This window comes from Kitasatospora sp. NPDC001309 (assembly GCF_042896295.1).
Classification (GTDB): Bacteria; Actinomycetota; Actinomycetes; order Streptomycetales; family Streptomycetaceae; genus Kitasatospora.
In genome coordinates, this window is the sequence record NZ_JBIAXC010000005.1 from 178,624 (window position 1) to 195,449 (window position 16,826).

At 76.3% G+C, this 16,826-nt stretch carries 3 protein-coding genes (1 of these 3 running past the window's edge); all 3 read left to right on the forward strand.

The genetic code is table 11. From position 1 onward, the window contains the following. Tightly spaced (each overlapping or abutting the next), the 3 genes in view from ACFY2K_RS07470 to ACFY2K_RS07480 form a layout consistent with a single transcriptional unit that may run on beyond the window. The gene (locus ACFY2K_RS07470) at positions 1–1,203 is read left to right on the forward strand and encodes an SRPBCC family protein (protein ID WP_380593548.1); all 1,203 of its coding nucleotides are present in this window, start codon (positions 1–3) and stop codon (positions 1,201–1,203) included. Then, positions 1,200–10,484, forward strand: coding sequence for an amino acid adenylation domain-containing protein (locus tag ACFY2K_RS07475; RefSeq protein ID WP_387710117.1), 9,285 nt, complete (start codon positions 1,200–1,202; stop codon positions 10,482–10,484). The genes ACFY2K_RS07470 and ACFY2K_RS07475 overlap by 4 nt, the downstream gene beginning before the upstream one ends. Further along, positions 10,481–16,826, forward strand: partial view of an SDR family NAD(P)-dependent oxidoreductase gene (locus tag ACFY2K_RS07480; protein WP_387710119.1) — the 5' portion only. It continues 2,720 nt past the right edge of the window; the window shows 6,346 of its 9,066 coding nt (coding positions 1–6,346); the start codon lies at positions 10,481–10,483; its stop codon lies beyond the right edge, outside the window. Before ACFY2K_RS07475 ends, ACFY2K_RS07480 begins: the two co-directional genes overlap by 4 nt.

Consider the following 16,826-nt stretch of genomic DNA (forward strand, 5'->3'; position numbering starts at 1 on the left):
ATGACCAACGCCGCCAGCATGTACGACCTGATCAGCGAACAGCCCGAGCAGAGACCGTACTTCGAGACCGGCGGGACCGGCCGGTCGCACGAGTTCTACACCGGCGAGGAGCAGCACCGCAGGGAGATGGAGCGGATCTACGGCCGCCGCTGGCTGCCCGTGGACCACGTCTCCCGACTCAAGGAGAAGGGCGCGTTCAGCACCCTGAACATCGGTACCGGATCCGTCCTGCTGCTGCACGGCGACGACGGTATCCAGGCCTACCACAACTACTGTCGCCACCGCGGCTACAAGCTGGTCGAGGAGGCCTCCGGCAGGCGGCAGAGCCTGGTCTGCCTCTACCACTGCTGGGTGTACGACCGCAACGGCGCGCTCAAGAGCCTCAACGGCACCTACCTCGACCACTTCTTCGCCAAGGAGAAGAACGGGCTGCTGCCGATCCGCACCGAGATCCGGCACGGCGTCGTCTTCATCGCCTTCTCCGACGACGCCCCGGACCTGGACGAATCCCTCGGCGAGTTCGGCGAGTTCGCCCGCGTCTACCACCTGGACGAACTGGAGTGCATGGAGGCCAAGGACTACCCGGTCGCCTCCAACTGGAAGCTCGTCGCGCACAACGTCAACGAGAGCCTGCACTTCCCGACCGCCCACAAGGACCTGCACCGGATCACCGACTTCGACGACGCCGGCACCTACGACCTCCAGGGCGACATCGTCGGCGCCTGGCAGTCGATCCGCGGCGGCTTCAACTCCGTCTCCATGACCGGCCGCAGCCGCCGCGAACCGATGCCGCTGGTGCCCGAGGCCGACCGGCAGCGGATCAACTGGATCACCATCCTGCCCAACCTGCTGTTCGGCTTCACCGCCGACTACGTGATGATGCAGTGGGTCTGGCCGGAGAGCCCCGGCACCTGCCTGGTCCGGCACTTCTGGCTCTTCCACCCCTCCGAGACCGCCAAGGAGGACTTCTCCCACGAGGCCGTCTTCGCGCTGTGGGACAAGGCCAACTACGAGGACTGGGCGATGTGCGAGCGCACCCACCGGGGCCTGGCGAACCCGCACTGGGCCCCCGGGCAGCTCTCCCTCGACGAGGAGGTGGTCTCCCAGATCGACGCCTGGGTCGCGGAACAGACAGCTGAGATGGACCCGACAACTCCTCCCGTCAGCTCCGACGCCGCCCCGGCCGCCGAGGCCCGCGCATGACGACGAACTGCTACCTCATCGGCGGCACCCGGGTCCTGACCGCGTGCGCCGCCCGGCTCCTCGACGCCGGCGTGCACATCGAGGGCGTCCTCAGCGACGACCCGGCCGCGGCCGCCTGGGCCGCCGAACACCGGATACCGCTGCTCGACCCGCGCGGCGACCTCCGGGAGCTGCTCTCCCGACGGCCGTTCGACTACCTGCTCAGCACCGTCAACTTCCGGATCCTGCCCGCGGACGTGCTCGCGCTGCCCAGGATCGCCGCCGTCAACTTCCACGACGGCCCGCTGCCCCGCTACGCCGGCAGCCACGTCCCGGCCTGGGCGCTGTACGAGGGCGCCACCCGCCACGCCGCCACCTGGCACCGCATGACGGAGACCGTCGACGCCGGAAGCGTGCTGCTGGAGCGCTGGTTCCCGATCCGCGAGCACTCCACCGCCCTGTCGCTGACCTACGAGACGGCCGAGACCGGCATCGAACTGTTCGGCGACCTCGTCCCGCACCTGGTGGCCGGCACCCTGCCCGAACCGGTCGACACGGCCGGCCGCGAACGCCGCTTCTACCGCCGCTCCGCCCGGATGGCCGACGGCGGCGTCATCCACGCCGGCACCACCGCCGCCGAAGCCGTCCGCACCGCCAAGGCCCTCGACTACGGCTCCTTCCCCAACCCGCTCGGGCTGCCCGTGTACCTCACCGGGCAGGGCGCGGTGTTCACCCGGCAGGTCCGCTCGATCCCCCGCGCCGACGCCCGCACCGGCACCACCGCGCTCTCCGTGACCACCTCCGCGCTGACCCTGGCCGGACCGGACGCCGACCTCGTGCTCAGCGACTTCACCGCCGTCGACGGCACCGCCCTCAGCGGGCAGGCCGCCGCCCAGTGCCTCGGCATCGTCGAGGGCGCCCCGGTGCCGCCCGCCCCGCAGGACCTGCTCGCCGCCCTCGCCGCCGCCCAGGAGCAGCTGCGACCCCACGAGCCCTGGTGGCGCGCCCGCCTGACGGACCTGCGCCCGGCCCGGCTGCCCGCCGGGGACTTCACCGCCGCCACGGCCCACTACGGCCGCTACGAGCTGGCGTTCACCCCCGCCTCGCGCGAGGACACCGCGGAGGTCGTCCGCGCCTTCCTGCGCGCGGTCGCCGAGCGCACGGACGCCGAGCGCACGGACGCCGAGCGCACGGACGCCCCGGCCGGTCAGGACGCCCCCGGGGGCTTCGACTTCGCCTGGTCGCCGTCCGCCGCGCGGGACCGCGCCGAGCGCACCCACGGACTCGTCGCCGCCCGCCACCCCGTCCGCTTCGACACCGAGGACACCGCCGCGACGCTGCGCCGCAAGCTCGACCGGGCCGCCGAGAAGGCCGGCTACGCCGCCGACCTGGAGGCCCGGCTCGGCCTGGCCGGGCGCCCGCTGGGCGAGCGGGAGCCGGCCTTCACCCGGGTCATGGTCCTGGAGCGCGGCGCGGGCGAGGAGGCCTCCGCCGAACCGCACACCGAGGTCGCGCTGCTGTGCGTGCAGGACGGCCCGCCCACGGTGTTCGTCCGGGAGACCGCCATGGACTCCGAGGAGGCGCTGGCCTTCACCGAGCGGGTCGAGGACCTCTTCCTGGCCGCGCTGTTCCACGGCGAGGACGGGACGCCCACGGCGAGCGGTCGCACCGAGGACGCCTCGGCACGTGCGAGCACCGATGCTCCGGCGACCGGGGCCGAATCGGACGCCGCCGAGGGCCCGACCGTGCTCGACCTGGTGGCCGCCGCCGTCGCCGAGCGGCCCCGCGCCGTCGCCGTGCGCTGCGGCGACCGCACCCTCGACTACGCCCGGCTCGACGCCTGGGCGGACGCGATCGCCGCCCGCCTCCACGACCACGGCATCGAACCCGGCTCGGTGGTCGGCATCCTGACCGAACGCGGCCCCCACCTGCTGCCCGCCCTGCTCGGCGTCCTGCGGGCCGGCGCCGCCTTCCTGCCGCTGGACCCGGGCTACCCGGCCAACCGGCTGCGCCGCTACACCGAGGTCGCCCGCTGCGACCTGGTCCTCACCGACGACCGCACCCACGCCCTCGGGCAGTCGCTCGGCGCCGCCCTGCGCGTGCCGGAGGCGGACGGCGCCGCGATGGCCGTGCCGGCCCCGGTCGGTGGCCGCGACCTCGCGTACGTGCTGTTCACCAGCGGATCCACCGGCGACCCCAAGGGCGTCGAGGTCGAGCACGGCGCCCTGGCCAACTTCCTCACCGGCATCGGCACCCGCCTGGCCGTACCGGCCGACGCCCGGGTGCTCGCGCACACCACGGTGGCCTTCGACATCTCCCTGCTGGAGCTGCTCCTGCCGCTGACGCTCGGTGCCACCGTCGTCCTCGCCTCCCGCGAGACCGCGCGCGACCCGCACCGGCTGGCCGAACTGACCGGCGAGGTGACCGTCGCCCAGGCGACCCCGAGCCTGTGGCGCCTGCTGCTGGAGACCGGCTGGACCCCGCCCGCCTCGCTCACCGTCCTGTCCGGCGGCGAGGCGCTGCCGGCGAGCGTCGCCCGGCAACTGCACGCCTCCGCCCGGGAACTGTGGAACCTCTACGGCCCCACCGAGGCCACCATCTGGGTCTCCTGCCACCGGGTCACCGACACCGACGCCCTGCTGCCGCTCGGCGAACCCCTGCCGAACCTCCGCCTGCACGTCCTGGACGAGCGCTCGGAGCCCGTCCCGGCCGGCGGCACCGGCGCCCTCCACCTCTCCGGCGCCGGGCTCGCCCGCGGCTACGCCCACCGCCCGGACCTCACGGCGGACGCCTTCGTCGTCCACCCCACCAGCGGCGTACGCCTGTACCGCACCGGGGACGAGGTGCGGCTGCACCCGGACGGCGCCGTCGAATGGCTGGGCCGGGCCGACGCCCAGGTGAAGGTGCGCGGCAACCGGATCGAACCGGCCGAGATCGAGCGGGTGCTGGAGCGTTTCGACGGCATCACCGCGGCCGTCGTCGGCGCCGCCCGCTTCGAGGGGCGCGGCGAACCGCGCCTGACGGCCTACCTGGTCGGCGGAGCGACGGCCACCAAGTCCCGGCTGGACGCCTTCGTGCGCGCCGCGCTGCCGGACTACATGGTCCCCGACGCCTACGTGCGCATCGACGCCCTCCCGCTCACCGACAACGGCAAGGTCGCGCGCACCCGGCTGCCCGAGCCGAAGCGGGACAACATCGTCCGCGCGGCCGACGGGGCGGAGCCGGCGCGCCCGGCGGTGCAGGACCGCACCGCCGGGATCGCCCGGGTCTTCGCCGCCACGCTCGGGCACACCGAGTTCACCGCGGACGACAACTTCTTCGACCTCGGCGGCGACTCGGCCAGCGTCACGGTGGCCGCGGCGCAGCTGAGCACGGCGCTGGGCCTGCGGATCAGCGCGGCGGACGTCTTCGCGACCGGCACGCCGGCCAAGCTGGCCCGGCTGCTGGGCGCGGGGGAGGGGGAACCGGCACCGACCGTGCCCGCACCCGTGGCCGCGGCCGTACCGGTGGTCGAGGCCGTACCGGTGGTCGAGACCGAGGTCGAGGCCGTTGCGGCCCCCGTACCGGCCCCGGTCGTCGTCCGGGAGCAGGCCCCGCCCGTGGCCCCGGCGCCCGCCGCCGCGCGGCCGCAGCCCGCCCCGCGCCCGGCCGAGGACGGTGCGCTGGCCGTCGTCGGCATGGCCTGCCGCTTCCCCGGCGCCGCCACCCCGGACGAGTTCTGGCGCAACCTGATGGACGGCGCCTCTGGTGTCGGCCCGGCCCCGGCCGGGCGGCGCGGCTGGGCCGAGCTGTGGTCCGACACCGACGACGTGCCGACCGGCTGGCTCGACGGCGTCGAGTACTTCGACCCCGCGCGCTTCGGCCTCACCGACCGCGAGGCCCGGCGGATGGACCCGCTCCAGCGCCTGCTGCTCAGCGTCACGGCCGAGGCGCTGGAGAGCTGCGGCCACGACCACACCTCGCTCGGCGCGGACACCGGAGTCTTCGTCGGCACGATCGCCAGCGACTTCCCCGAACTTGTCGCCCGCAGCACCGGCCACGCCGACCCGCACGCGGCCACCGGCACCGCCATGTCGATGATCGCCAACCGGCTGTCGCACGTGTTCGACTGGTCGGGGCCGAGCATCGTGGTGGACACCGCCTGCTCCTCCTCCCTGGTCGCCCTGCACCAGGCCGCCATGCACCTGCGCGCGGGCGACGTCGACGCCGCCGTGGTCGGCGCGGCCAACCTGGTGCTCACCCCGGACAAGTCCCGCTCCTACGCGCGCACCGGCATGCTGTCCCCGCAGGGGCGGTGCCGCACCTTCGACGAGGCGGCGGACGGCTACGTACGGGGTGAGGGCTGCGGCGTCGTCGTCCTCAAGCGGCTCGCCGACGCCGAGCGCGACGGGGACCCGGTGCTCGCGGTGATCCGCGGCACCGCCGTCAACCACACCGGCGGCAGCGCCGGATTCCTCACCGCGCCCAGCAAGCCCGCCCAGGAGGCGGTGCTGCGCAAGGCCCTCGCCGCCGCCGGCCGCACCGCCGAGGACATCGGCTACATCGAGGCGCACGGCACCGGCACCCCGCTGGGCGACCTGATCGAGCTGGAGGCCCTGCACGCCGTCCTCGGCCGGGGCCGGGAGGAGGCCCGGCCGCTCCCGGTCGGATCGGTGAAGACCAACCTCGGCCACCTGGAGCCCGCCGCCGGCATCGCCGGCCTGATCAAGACCGTCCTCGCGCTCCAGGCGGCGACCATCCCGCCCTCGCTCAACTACCGCACCCCGAACCGGGCGTTCGACTTCGCCGGCTCCCCGCTGGTCGTCGCCGACCGGGCACTGCCGTGGGACGGGCCGAAGGCGGCGGGCGTCAGCAGCTTCGGCTTCGGCGGCGTGAACGCGCACGTCGTGCTGGAGGCCGCGCCGGACACCGCCCCGGTGCAGGACGGCGGGCCCCGGCTGGTCGTCCTGTCGGCCGGCTCGGAGGCGGCCTTGCGCACCCTCGCCGAGCGGCTCGTCCTGATGCTGGACTCCCCGCACTGCCCGCCGCTGGCCGCGCTGAGCGAGGCCGCCCTGCGCCGCCCGGCCCAGGCGCACCGACTCGCCTGCGTGGTGAACGGCGTGGAGCAGCTCGACGACAAGCTCCGGCTGTTCCTGGCCGGGGCGGGCACCTCGCGCTCGCTGCACACCGGCGTGGTCTCCGGCACGGCCAGGGCCGGCCGGGAGCCGCTCGACCCCGGCGCCTCCAGGGAGCAACTCGACGACGCCGCAAGGCAGTTCATCACCGGGGTGGACCTGTCCACCGGCCCGGGTCGGGCGGGCGTGCGGTTCCCGACCGCACCGCACGAGGAGCGCTTCCTGTGGCCGGCCCCGGCCCCCGCCCCCGTGGCCGCAGCGGTCCCCGTTGCCGCGCCCGCGCCGGCCGCGCCGCCAGCGCCGACCGGTCCGTCCGTCCGCCGCTGGGACGGGCAGCCCGAGGCCGCCGAGCACCTCGTGCTCGGGCGGCCGACCCTGCCCGGCGCCGCGTACCCCGGCCGGGTCGCCGAACTCCTCGGCCGGGACGGCTTCACCCTGCGCGACCTGACCTTCCGGATGCCCGTCGAAGGCGCCGACACCCTCACGGCCGAGCAGGACGGACCCTCCGTCCGGTTCCGCAACGCCGCCGGGGCACTGGTCTGCGACGGCGAGGTGGCCGCCGCCGAGGCGCCGTCCCCCCTCGCCCCGCCCGCCGCCCACGGCCTGGCACCCGTGGACCTCGACGCGATGTACCGGGCCCACGAACAGGCCGGGCTGCACTACGGCCCCGGCTACCGCACCGTCACCGCGCTGTCCACCACCCCCGGACAGGCCGTCGGCACCCTCCGCGCCGACGACCGGCCGTACGGGCCGCTGGACGCCCGGCTGCTCGACGGCGCCTTCCAGGTCGCGCTCGCCGCCTGCGGCGCGCGGGGACTGTACGTCCCCTTCGCCGTCGAGCGGCTCACCGTCCGCGGCCCGCTGCCCGCCACCGCCCGGGTGCACGCCCGACGCGACCGGGAGGCCGGCCCCGACGCCGGGCTGCTCAGCGCGAGCCTGGTGATCCTGGACGGCGACCAGCCCGTGCTGGAGGCCCGCGGGATCACCTGGAAGCGGATCTCGCCGACCCCGCCGGGGCCGGCACCCGAGCCCGACCCGCGGCGGGAGAGCGCCCACGGCGCACCCGCGACCGCGCCCACCGGCGGCACCCGGCCCACCGCACCGCCGCCCCCGCCCCGGCGGACCGGCGGCGCCCTCCGAGCGACGCTCGCCCAGTGGGTGGCGTCCGCCCTGGAACTGGACGCCGACACCCTCGAAGGCGACCGGCCGCTCCAGGAGCTGGGGCTCGACTCGGTCCTGGCCGTCTCGCTGGCCCAGGACATCCGGTCCCGGCTGGACGTGGACATCCCGATCACGCTGCTGCTGGAGGTCGGCACGGTCGACCGGCTGTCCGCCGCGCTGCGCGAGGAGTACGGCGTCGCCGACGGCCCGGCCGAGCCGGACCCCGCTGCCCCGCCGGAGCGCACCGAGGCCCCCGCGGCCAGGGAGGTCCCCGTGACCCCCGCGGCTACTGCCGCTCCGCGCGACGACCACCAGGACGACGGTCCCCGTGACGACGGCCCCCGCCACGACGACGAGCGCCACGACATCGCCGTCATCGGCGTCGACGGCGTCTTCCCGAACGCCGCGAACCCCGCCGAGCTCTGGCGCGTCCTGACCGACGGCCAGGACTGCCTGCGCGAAGTGCCCGCCTCCCGCTGGGACATCGACGCGTACTACGGCACCGAGGGCGAGCCCGGCACCGTGTACCTGCGGCGGGCCGGCTTCGTCGACGGACTGACCGACTTCGACGCCGGGTTCTTCCGCCTCTCGCCCGCCGAGGCCCAGTGGATCGACCCCCAGCAGCGCCACCTGATCCAGTCGGCCTGGCGCGCCCTGGAGGACGCCGGCCCGGCCGGCCGGGAGCAGACCTCCACCGGCGTGTTCGTGGGGGCCAGCTACCAGCACTACCGGGACATGGTCGTCGGCGAGGTCGTCGAGACGGCCGCCGGGCTGGGCAACCACAACGCGATCCTGGCCAACCGGCTGAGCCACTTCCTGGACCTGCGCGGTCCGAGCATGACGATCGACACCTTGTGCTCCTCCTCGCTGGTCGCCCTGCACACCGCCGTGCGCTCGCTGCGCGCGGGCGAGTGCGAGCAGGCCATCGTCGCCGGGGTGCACCTGGGCATGTCGCCGCAGTACTTCCAACTGGGCTCCCGGCTGCGGTCGTTCTCGCCCTCGGACGCGATCCGGCCGTTCGACGCGGCCGCCGACGGCTTCGTGCCGGGCGAGGGCGTGGTGTCGGTGGTGCTGAAACCGCTGGCGGCGGCGCTGCGCGACGGCGACCGGATCCGGGGCGTCATCCGCGGCAGCGCCGTCAACCACGGCGGCCGCACCAGCGGCCTGACGGTGCCGAGCAGCGGCGCCCAGGAGGACGTGGTGCTGGCGGCGCTGCGGGACGCCGGCGTGTCCCCGGACACGATCGACCTGATGGAGGCCCACGGCACCGGAACCGGCCTGGGCGACCCGATCGAGGTCGAGGGGCTGACCCGGGCCTGGCGGCGGTACACCGACCGCGCGCAGTTCTGCGCGCTCGGGTCGGTGAAGTCCAACATCGGGCACCTGGAGCCGGCCGCCGGACTGGCCGGCCTGGTCAAGGTCCTGCTCGCGATGGAACACGGCACGATCCCGCCCTCGCTGCACCTGCGCCGCCCCAACGACCACGTGAAGTTCGAGGGTTCGCCGTTCTACCTGGCCGACCGCGCCCTCGACTGGCCGCGCGGCGGCGGGCGGGTGCGCCGGGCGGCGGTCAGCGCCTTCGGCATGGGCGGCGTCAACGCCCACGTCATCGTGGAGGAACCGCCGGCCGTCCCGGCCCGCACCCCGGAGGCCCGGCAGAGCCACCTGATCCGGGTGACGGCCGCCGACCAGGACGCCGTCCGCACCCTGGCCGCCGCCTACGCCGACCGCCTGGGCTCCGCGACCGCCGACGAACTCGGCGACATCGCCTACACCGCCAACACCGGCCGGGCCGCCCACCGCTGGCGGGTCGCCGTGCACGGCGGCACCGCCCGCGAACTGGCCGAGCGCCTCACCGAGGTCGCCGACGGCCGCACCCCGGCGGTCCGGCCCACCGGCCGGCCCACCACGGCCTTCCTGTTCACCGGCCAGGGCTCGCAGTACCGGTCCATGGCGAGCGGCCTGCTCGCCACCGAACCGGCCTTCCGCGACGCACTGAACGAATGCGCCGACCTGCTGCGCCCGCACCTCGACGTCCCGCTGTCCGACCTGCTCCACGGCGACGCCCGGCACCTGCTGGACGAGACCCGCTACGCGCAGCCCGCCATCGTCAGCGTCCAGGTCGCCCTGGTCCGGCTGCTCGCCGGAACGGGCGTGCACCCCGACGCCGTCGCGGGCCACAGCCTCGGCGAACTCACCGCGGGCTGGGCCGCCGGCGTCCTCGACCTGCCCGACCTGCTGCGCCTGACCGCGCTGCGCGGGGCCCTGATGCAGGAGTGCCACGGCGCGGGCGGGGCGATGGCCGTCGTCCACACCGACGCGGACACCCTCGTCGAGGAGCTGCGAGCCCACCCCGGCGTCGAGATCGCGGCGTACAACGCGCCGCGGGTGCACACGGTCACCGGCCCGGCCGAGGCCGTCGCGCGGTACTGCGAGCGGACCCCGCACCGCACCCAGCGGCTCGCCGTCGGCCACGCCTTCCACTCCGCCGCGATGGAGCCGGCCGTCCGGCCGTTCGCGGAGGCCGTCGCGCGGACGCCGCTCAAGGCACCGGCCCTCCCGTTCGCCTCCACCCTCACCGGCCGCTGGCACACCGACACCACCGCCACCGACCCCGAGCACTGGGCGGCGGCGATCCGCGAGCCCGTGCGCTTCGCCCAGGCCCTCGCCGTGCTCGGCGAGGGCGCCCCGGACACCGTCTGGGAGGTCGGCCCGCACCCCCAGCTGCTGCCGCTGGCCCGGACCGTCCTCGCCGAACCGCACCCGGCCTGGATCCCCACCCTCCACCGCGACCGCGACGACCAGGCCCAGCTGCACGCGGCCCTGACCACCCACCACAACCGCACCGGTGCCGACCTGGACTGGAGCGCCCTGCACGCCGGCCGGGACCGGCGCACCACCACCATCCCCGGCTACCCCTTCCACCGGCAGGAGCTGACCGCGCCCCCCGCCCGCCGCCTCGCGGCGAGCGCCGTCGGCCACCCGCTGTTCGACCGCCGTTACGAGAACGGGAACGAGGGCCAGTGACGACGCATCGAGCCGACACCCACGCGACCCACGGGACGAACGACACCCGAGGGACGCACGGGACGCACGACATCCACGCGACGCGCGAGACCTACGAGAAGACCTTCGCCGGGCGCGAGCCCCTCATCGCCCAGCACCGCGCCGACGGCCTCGGCCTGCTGCCGGCCGCCGTGCAGCTGGAGATGGCCCTCGCGGGCATCGCCGGGCTGCGCCCCTTCGCACCGTCGGAACTCACCGACGTGGCCTTCCTGCGCCCGCTCACCCTCGCCGAGGACGCCTCGGCCGCCGTGCGCCTCGACGTGCGGCGCACCGGGACCGACCGGACCGGCTTCGAGCTGAGCACCGTCCTGGCGGGTGAGCGCAAGGCCCTGTCCACCGGCACGGGGCGCCTGCTCGGCGCCGGGAGCCCCGGCCCGACGGCCTGGCAGGTCACCGCGCCGCGCACGGTCGACCCGGCCGAGCTGTACCGGGGCTGGGCCCGCGAGGGCCTCGCCTACGGGCCCGACTTCCGCACCGTCCGCGAGCTGGCCGTCGGGGACGGCACGGCCCGCGCCGTACTGGCCACCGACGCCGAACCGCTGCCCTGGCACGCCCACCCGCTGCTGGTGGACGGCGTGTTCCAGGCTGCCGCCTGCGCGCTCCAGGACCTCGCCGACGGCCCGCGGCCCGTGCTGCCGATCGGCCTCGCCCGGATCGCCGTGCACGCCGAACTGTCCGGACGGACGGGCGGCGCGACCGTGCTGGTGCGCCGCACCGGCGACGAGGGCGCGTACGCGACGGCGGACGCCCTGCTGCTCGGCCCCTCCGGCGAGGTCCTCGTCGAGTTCACCGGCCTGCGGATGCGCCGCACCACCGGGCGGGCGGCGGGCCCCGCCCACCCGCTCTCCCGGATCCGCTGGCGCGAGACGCCCGGCCCGGTCCGCGAGCCGGCCGGGGGCACCTGGGTGCTGCTGCACCACGGCGCCGCCGACGGCGCCGCCGGGGACGGCCCCGCCGAGCGCACCGCCCGCCGACTGCGGGCGGAGGGCGCCCGCGTGGTGGAGGCCGTCCTCGGCACGGACACCGCCACCGGCGGAGCCGACCGCGTCCTGCTGCCCGCCGCCGACGAGGAGTCCTTCCGCCGGCTGTGGGAGTCGCTGGGCGAGCCGGTGACCGGGGTCGTGCACCTGTGGAACACCGGGCCCGCGCGCGAGCGGCAGGCCGAACTCGACCAGGGCCTGCACGGCTGCCTGGCCGCGCTCAGGACCCTCGGCGAACGCCGGCGCAACGCCCGCTTCTTCGCGGTGACCGCGTCCGGCCAGCCGGTGGTGGACGGCGACGTCCCGGTGCCCGCCCGCGCCGCGCTGTGGGGCCTGGTGCGCACCGCCGCGATCGAGTACCCGGGGCTGCGCCCGCGCCTGATCGACCTGGACGGCGCCTCCGCCGACGCGTTGGCGGGCGAGCTCGGCGACGGCCCCACCGAGGTCGCCTACCGGCGGGGCGTGCGCCACGAACCGGTGCGGGTGCGCACCCGCCCGGCCCGTCCGGGCGGGCGGCCGGTCCGGCCCGGCGGCCGCTACCTGCTGCTGGGCGGGCACGGCGGGCTGGGCCGCGAGCTGGCCGCCCGCCTCGCCCGGGAGGGCGCCGGCCTGGTCGCGCTGGTCAGCCGCTCCGGCGGCGCCGGTGCCCCCGCCGCCGACCTCCCCGGCTGCACGGTCGTCTCGTACGCGGCCGACATCACCGCCCCGGGCGAACTCGGCGCCGTCGTCGACCGGATCCGTACGGAGTTCGGCGAACTGCACGGCGTCGTGCACGCCGCCGGCACCCTCAAGGACGGCCTGATCCGCTCCGCCACGCCCGCCGACCTCGCCGCGGTGCTGCGGCCCAAGGTGGACGGCGTCCACGAACTCGCCGCCGCCCTCGCCGGAACGGACCTGGACTTCGCCGTGCTGTTCGCCTCGGTCTCCGGGACCTTCGGCAACCTCGGCCAGGCCGGGTACGCCGCCGCCAACGCCTACCTGGACGCCTTCGCCCATGCGCACGGCCGCCCCTGGCTGAGCGTCGACTGGGGCCTGTGGGGCGAGGTCGGCATGGGCACCGCCGTCGCCGACCAGCTGCGTCGGCGCGGCGTCCGGCCGCTGGGCACCGCCGAGGCCCTGGACGCCCTGCTGGCGGTGCTGGGCGAGGACACCCGGCAGGTCGTCATCGCCCACCCCGACGCCTCGGTGGTCCTCCCCGAGGACGAGCCCGCGGGCGCGCGGCTGCCGGGTGCCGAACCCGCCGACGAACTGCCCGCGCCCGACCCGCTGCACGCCGGGGGCGCCGGCCCCGAGCGCGTCGAACAGGCCCTGGAGGGCTTCCTGACGGAGCGCCTCGGCCTGGCCCGCCTCGACCGCGACGCGCCGCTGTCGGACTACGGGATGAGCTCCATCACGAGCGTCGAGCTCTCGGAGGAGCTGTCCCGCCGGTGGGGGATCCACCTGCCCGCCACCCTGTTCCTGGAGTACGGCGGCTTCGCCGAGCTGGCGCAGGCGCTGACCGAGCGGTACGGGGCGGCCGAGGCGCTGCCCGCTCCGACCGCGCCGACCGCCGATCCTGACCCCGGGCCGGACCCGGCGCCGGACCCCGGACCGGCTCCCGCCGCCGCTCCCGTCCTGGAAACGGCCGAGGCGTCGCCCGCCGCCCGCCCCGTCGACCGCCCCGCCGTTCGCCCCGGGGACATCGCCGTGGTCGCCGCCTCCGGCGACCTGCCCGGCGCCGCCGACCAGGACGGCCTGTGGGCCCTGCTGCGCGCCGGCGGCCACGCCTTCACCGAGATCCCCGCCGACCGCTGGGACATCGACGCCCACTTCGGCCCGCGCGCCCCGCGCCAGACCGGCACCTACTGCCGCACCGGAGCCTTCCTCACCGGCATCGACCGCTTCGACCCGGCGTTCTTCGGCGTCTCCGTCCGCGAGGCCGAGGAACTGGACGTCCAGCAGAAGCTGCTGCTGGAGCACGCCTGGGCGGTGCGCGACGAGAGCGGCCTGGCCGACCGCCGCGACATCGGGGTGTTCGTCGGCGCCACCTACACCCACCACCGTGACGCCCAGGGCCTGGACAGCGTCGGCCCCTACAGCGCGCTCGGCTCCCTGAACGCCCTGCTGGCCAACCGGATCTCCTACGCCCTGGACCTGCGGGGCCCCTCGCAGACCGTCGACACGCTCTGCTCCTCCGCCCTCGTCGCCGTCCAGCAGGCGGTCGCCGCCCTGCGCGCCGGCCACTGCGGCGCCGCGATCGTCGCGGCCTGCCACGTCGGCCTGACCCCGTGGTACTACCGCAGCCTCAGCCAGCTGGGCGCCCTGTCCGAGGGCCTGCCCCGTCCGTTCGACGCCCGGGCCGACGGCTTCGTCCCGGGCGAGGGCGCGGTGGCCGTCATGCTCAAGCCGCTGGCCGACGCCGAGCGGGACGGCGACCGGGTCCTGGGCGTCATCCGCGGCGCGGCCGTCAACCACGGCGGCCGGGCCGGCGCCCTGCCGGTGCCGCGCAGCGAGGCCCAGACGGAGGTGATCCGGGCGGCCCTGGCGGACGCCGGGGTGGCCCCGGCGGAGATCACCCTGATCGAGGCGCACGGCACCGCCACCCAGCTGGGCGATCCGATCGAGACGGCCGCGCTGGCCGCCGTGTTCGGCGCCGACCCGGACCGCCGCGCCCCCTGCCACCTCGGCTCCGTCAAGGCCAACATCGGCCACCTGGAGCCGGCCGCCGGCCTGGCCGGCCTGCTCAAGGTGCTGCTCTGCCTGCGCCATCGGGAGATCCCGCCGCTGGCCGGCTTCGACACCCCGAGCGCCCAACTCGACCTGGCCGACGGGACGTTCGTCATCCCGACCGGGCCGGTGGAGTGGTCCGGGGAGGGGCCGCGCCGGGCCGGGATCAGCGCCTTCGGCATGGGCGGCACCAACGCGCACCTCGTGGTGGAGGAGTACCTGCCGCAGCCCGCCGACCGGACCGCCGCCCCGGGCGGGGCGCCCGAGGCGCTCGGCGAGCACCTGCTCGTGCTGTCCGGGCACACCCCCGAGGCCCTGGCCCACCGCGCCGCGGACGTGCTCCGCCTGCTGCGCGGCGACACCCCGACCGACCTCGCCGCGCTCTGCCGCTCGGCCGCCGTGGGACGCGACCACCGGCGCCACCGGCTGGCCGTCCTCGGCGCCACCGCCGGAGAGCTGGCCGCCGGGCTGGCCCGCCACCTGCGCGACGGGCAGGCGCAGGCCTTGCGCGGCGACGCGCCACTGGAAGGCGCCGCGACACCCGCCGACGAGGCCTTCCTCGACCTGGTCGCGCGGTTCACCACCGTGAGCGCCGAGCGCCTGCGGGCCCGGCTGCCCCTGCCCGAGCAGCGGCTGAGCACCGCGCTGGCCCTGCACCACGTCGGCGGCGGAACCGTCGACTGGCGCGCCGTCCACCAGGGCGCGCCCGCCCGGCGCACCGACCTGCCGCCCTACCCCTTCCGGGCCCCCGCCGAGACCGCCCGCCGGCTGACCCGCGCCCACCGCGTCTTCGGCGAACCGACCGTGCCCGGCGCGCTGCCGCTGGCACTCGCCCTGCACCGGGCCCACCTCCTGCACCGGGCGGCCTTCCTCGGCCGGGGCACCGGCGAGGGCCCGCTCGGCAGCGACCTGGACGACCCGGCACGCACCGGCGCGGCCACCTTCCGCCACGGCGGGCGGACCATCGCCCGCATCGAGCCGGCCGGCCCGGACACCGCACCCGCCCGCGCCCCCCGCGCGGCGGACCTCGACGCCCTGCGCGCCCGCCTCGGCCGCACCCTCGAACCGGACGGCCTGTACGCCTGGTTCGCGGCGAAGGGCATGGACCTCGACGCGCCGCTGCGCTCGCTCGGCGAGGTCCGCTACGGACCGGACCGCGTGCTCGCCCGCGTCGACCTGCCGGAGGCCGGGCCGCTGGAGCGGACGGTGGTCGCGCTGGACGCGGCCCTGCAGAGCATGGCCGTGCTCACCCTGGCGGACCCGTCCGCCGCCGCGGAGACGTACCTGCCGGAGTCCGTCCGGCGGGTCGAGCGGTGGGGCGACCCCGCCCGGACCGCCTACGTGCTGCTGGAGGCCGAGGACACCGGGACGGACCGGGTCCGCCGGGGCGACGCGACGCTGCTCGCCGCCGACGGCGCCGCGCTGGCCCGGCTCACCGGCGTCGAGTACCGGACGGCGCAGGGGCCGGGGGCGTCAGCCGAGACCGCTGCGGCTGAGACCGCTGCGGCCGGGACTGCTGCGGCCGGGACCGCCGTGGCCGGCTCCGAAGCGCCGGTGCCGGTCCGGACCGTACCGGACGGGCACGGTGCGGCCGTCGAGGCCGCCGTCCTCGCCATCGTCCGGGACGCCTTCCGCGATCCGGCGATCACCGCGACCACCCCGCTCTCCACGGTCGGGCTCGACTCCCTGCTGGCGACGGCCGTCGCGGCGGACCTGGAGGCGGCCCACGGGTTGCGGCTGAGCCCCGGTGAGGTGCTGGAACACCCCGACTGCCGCTCCCTGGCGGCCTACCTGGCCGGGCAGTTCCCCGCCGTGCCGGTCGCCGGGCAGGGCGCTGACGGCACCGCTGAACCGGCGGAGGCGCCGGCCGTCACGGAGCCGGAGGCGGACTCGAAGGACATCGCCGTCATCGGCTTCGCCCTCGCGCTGCCCGGCGCCCGGGACGAGGACGCGCTCTGGTCGCTGCTCGCCGATGCGGGCAGCGCCCTCGGCCCGGCTCCCGCCCACCGCTGGAACGGCTCCGCGGCCGTGCGGACGGGCGACGTGGGCGGATTCCTCGACAACGTCGAGGAGTTCGACGCCCGGTTCTTCGACTTCTTCCCCAAGCAGGCCGAGGTCCTGGACCCCCAGGTCCGCTGGCTGCTGCGGACGACCTGGGAGGCGCTGGAGTCGGCCGGTCTGCCGCCGCGCGGCCTCGACCGCGACACCGGCGTGTTCGTGGGCGCCAGCTACCAGCACTACCGCGAGTACAACCTCGCGCCGGAGCTGGACACCCACAGCGGCCTGGGCAACCACAACGCCTTCCTGGCCAACCGGCTGAGCCACTTCCTGGACCTGCGCGGTCCGAGCATGACGATCGACACCTTGTGCTCCTCCTCGCTGGTCGCCCTGCACACCGCCGTGCGCTCGCTGCGGGTGGGCGAGTGCGGGCAGGCGATCGTCGCCGGGGTGCGGGTCGGGCTGTCGCCGCTGCACTACACCGCGATGACCAGTCTGCGCGCACTCTCCCCGACCGGCCTGGTGCGGGCGTTCGACGCGACCGCCGACGGCTTCGTGCCGGGCGAGGGCGTGGTGTCGGTGGTGCTGAAACCGCTGGCGGCGGCGCTGCGCGACGGCG

Excerpts from the sequence above, each read along its gene's own strand:
- ACFY2K_RS07470 (WP_380593548.1), top strand. The coding sequence starts at position 1 with ATGACCAACGCCGCCAGCATGTACGACCTGATCAGCGAACAGCCCGAG.
- ACFY2K_RS07475 (WP_387710117.1), top strand. The coding sequence starts at position 1,200 with ATGACGACGAACTGCTACCTCATCGGCGGCACCCGGGTCCTGACCGCG.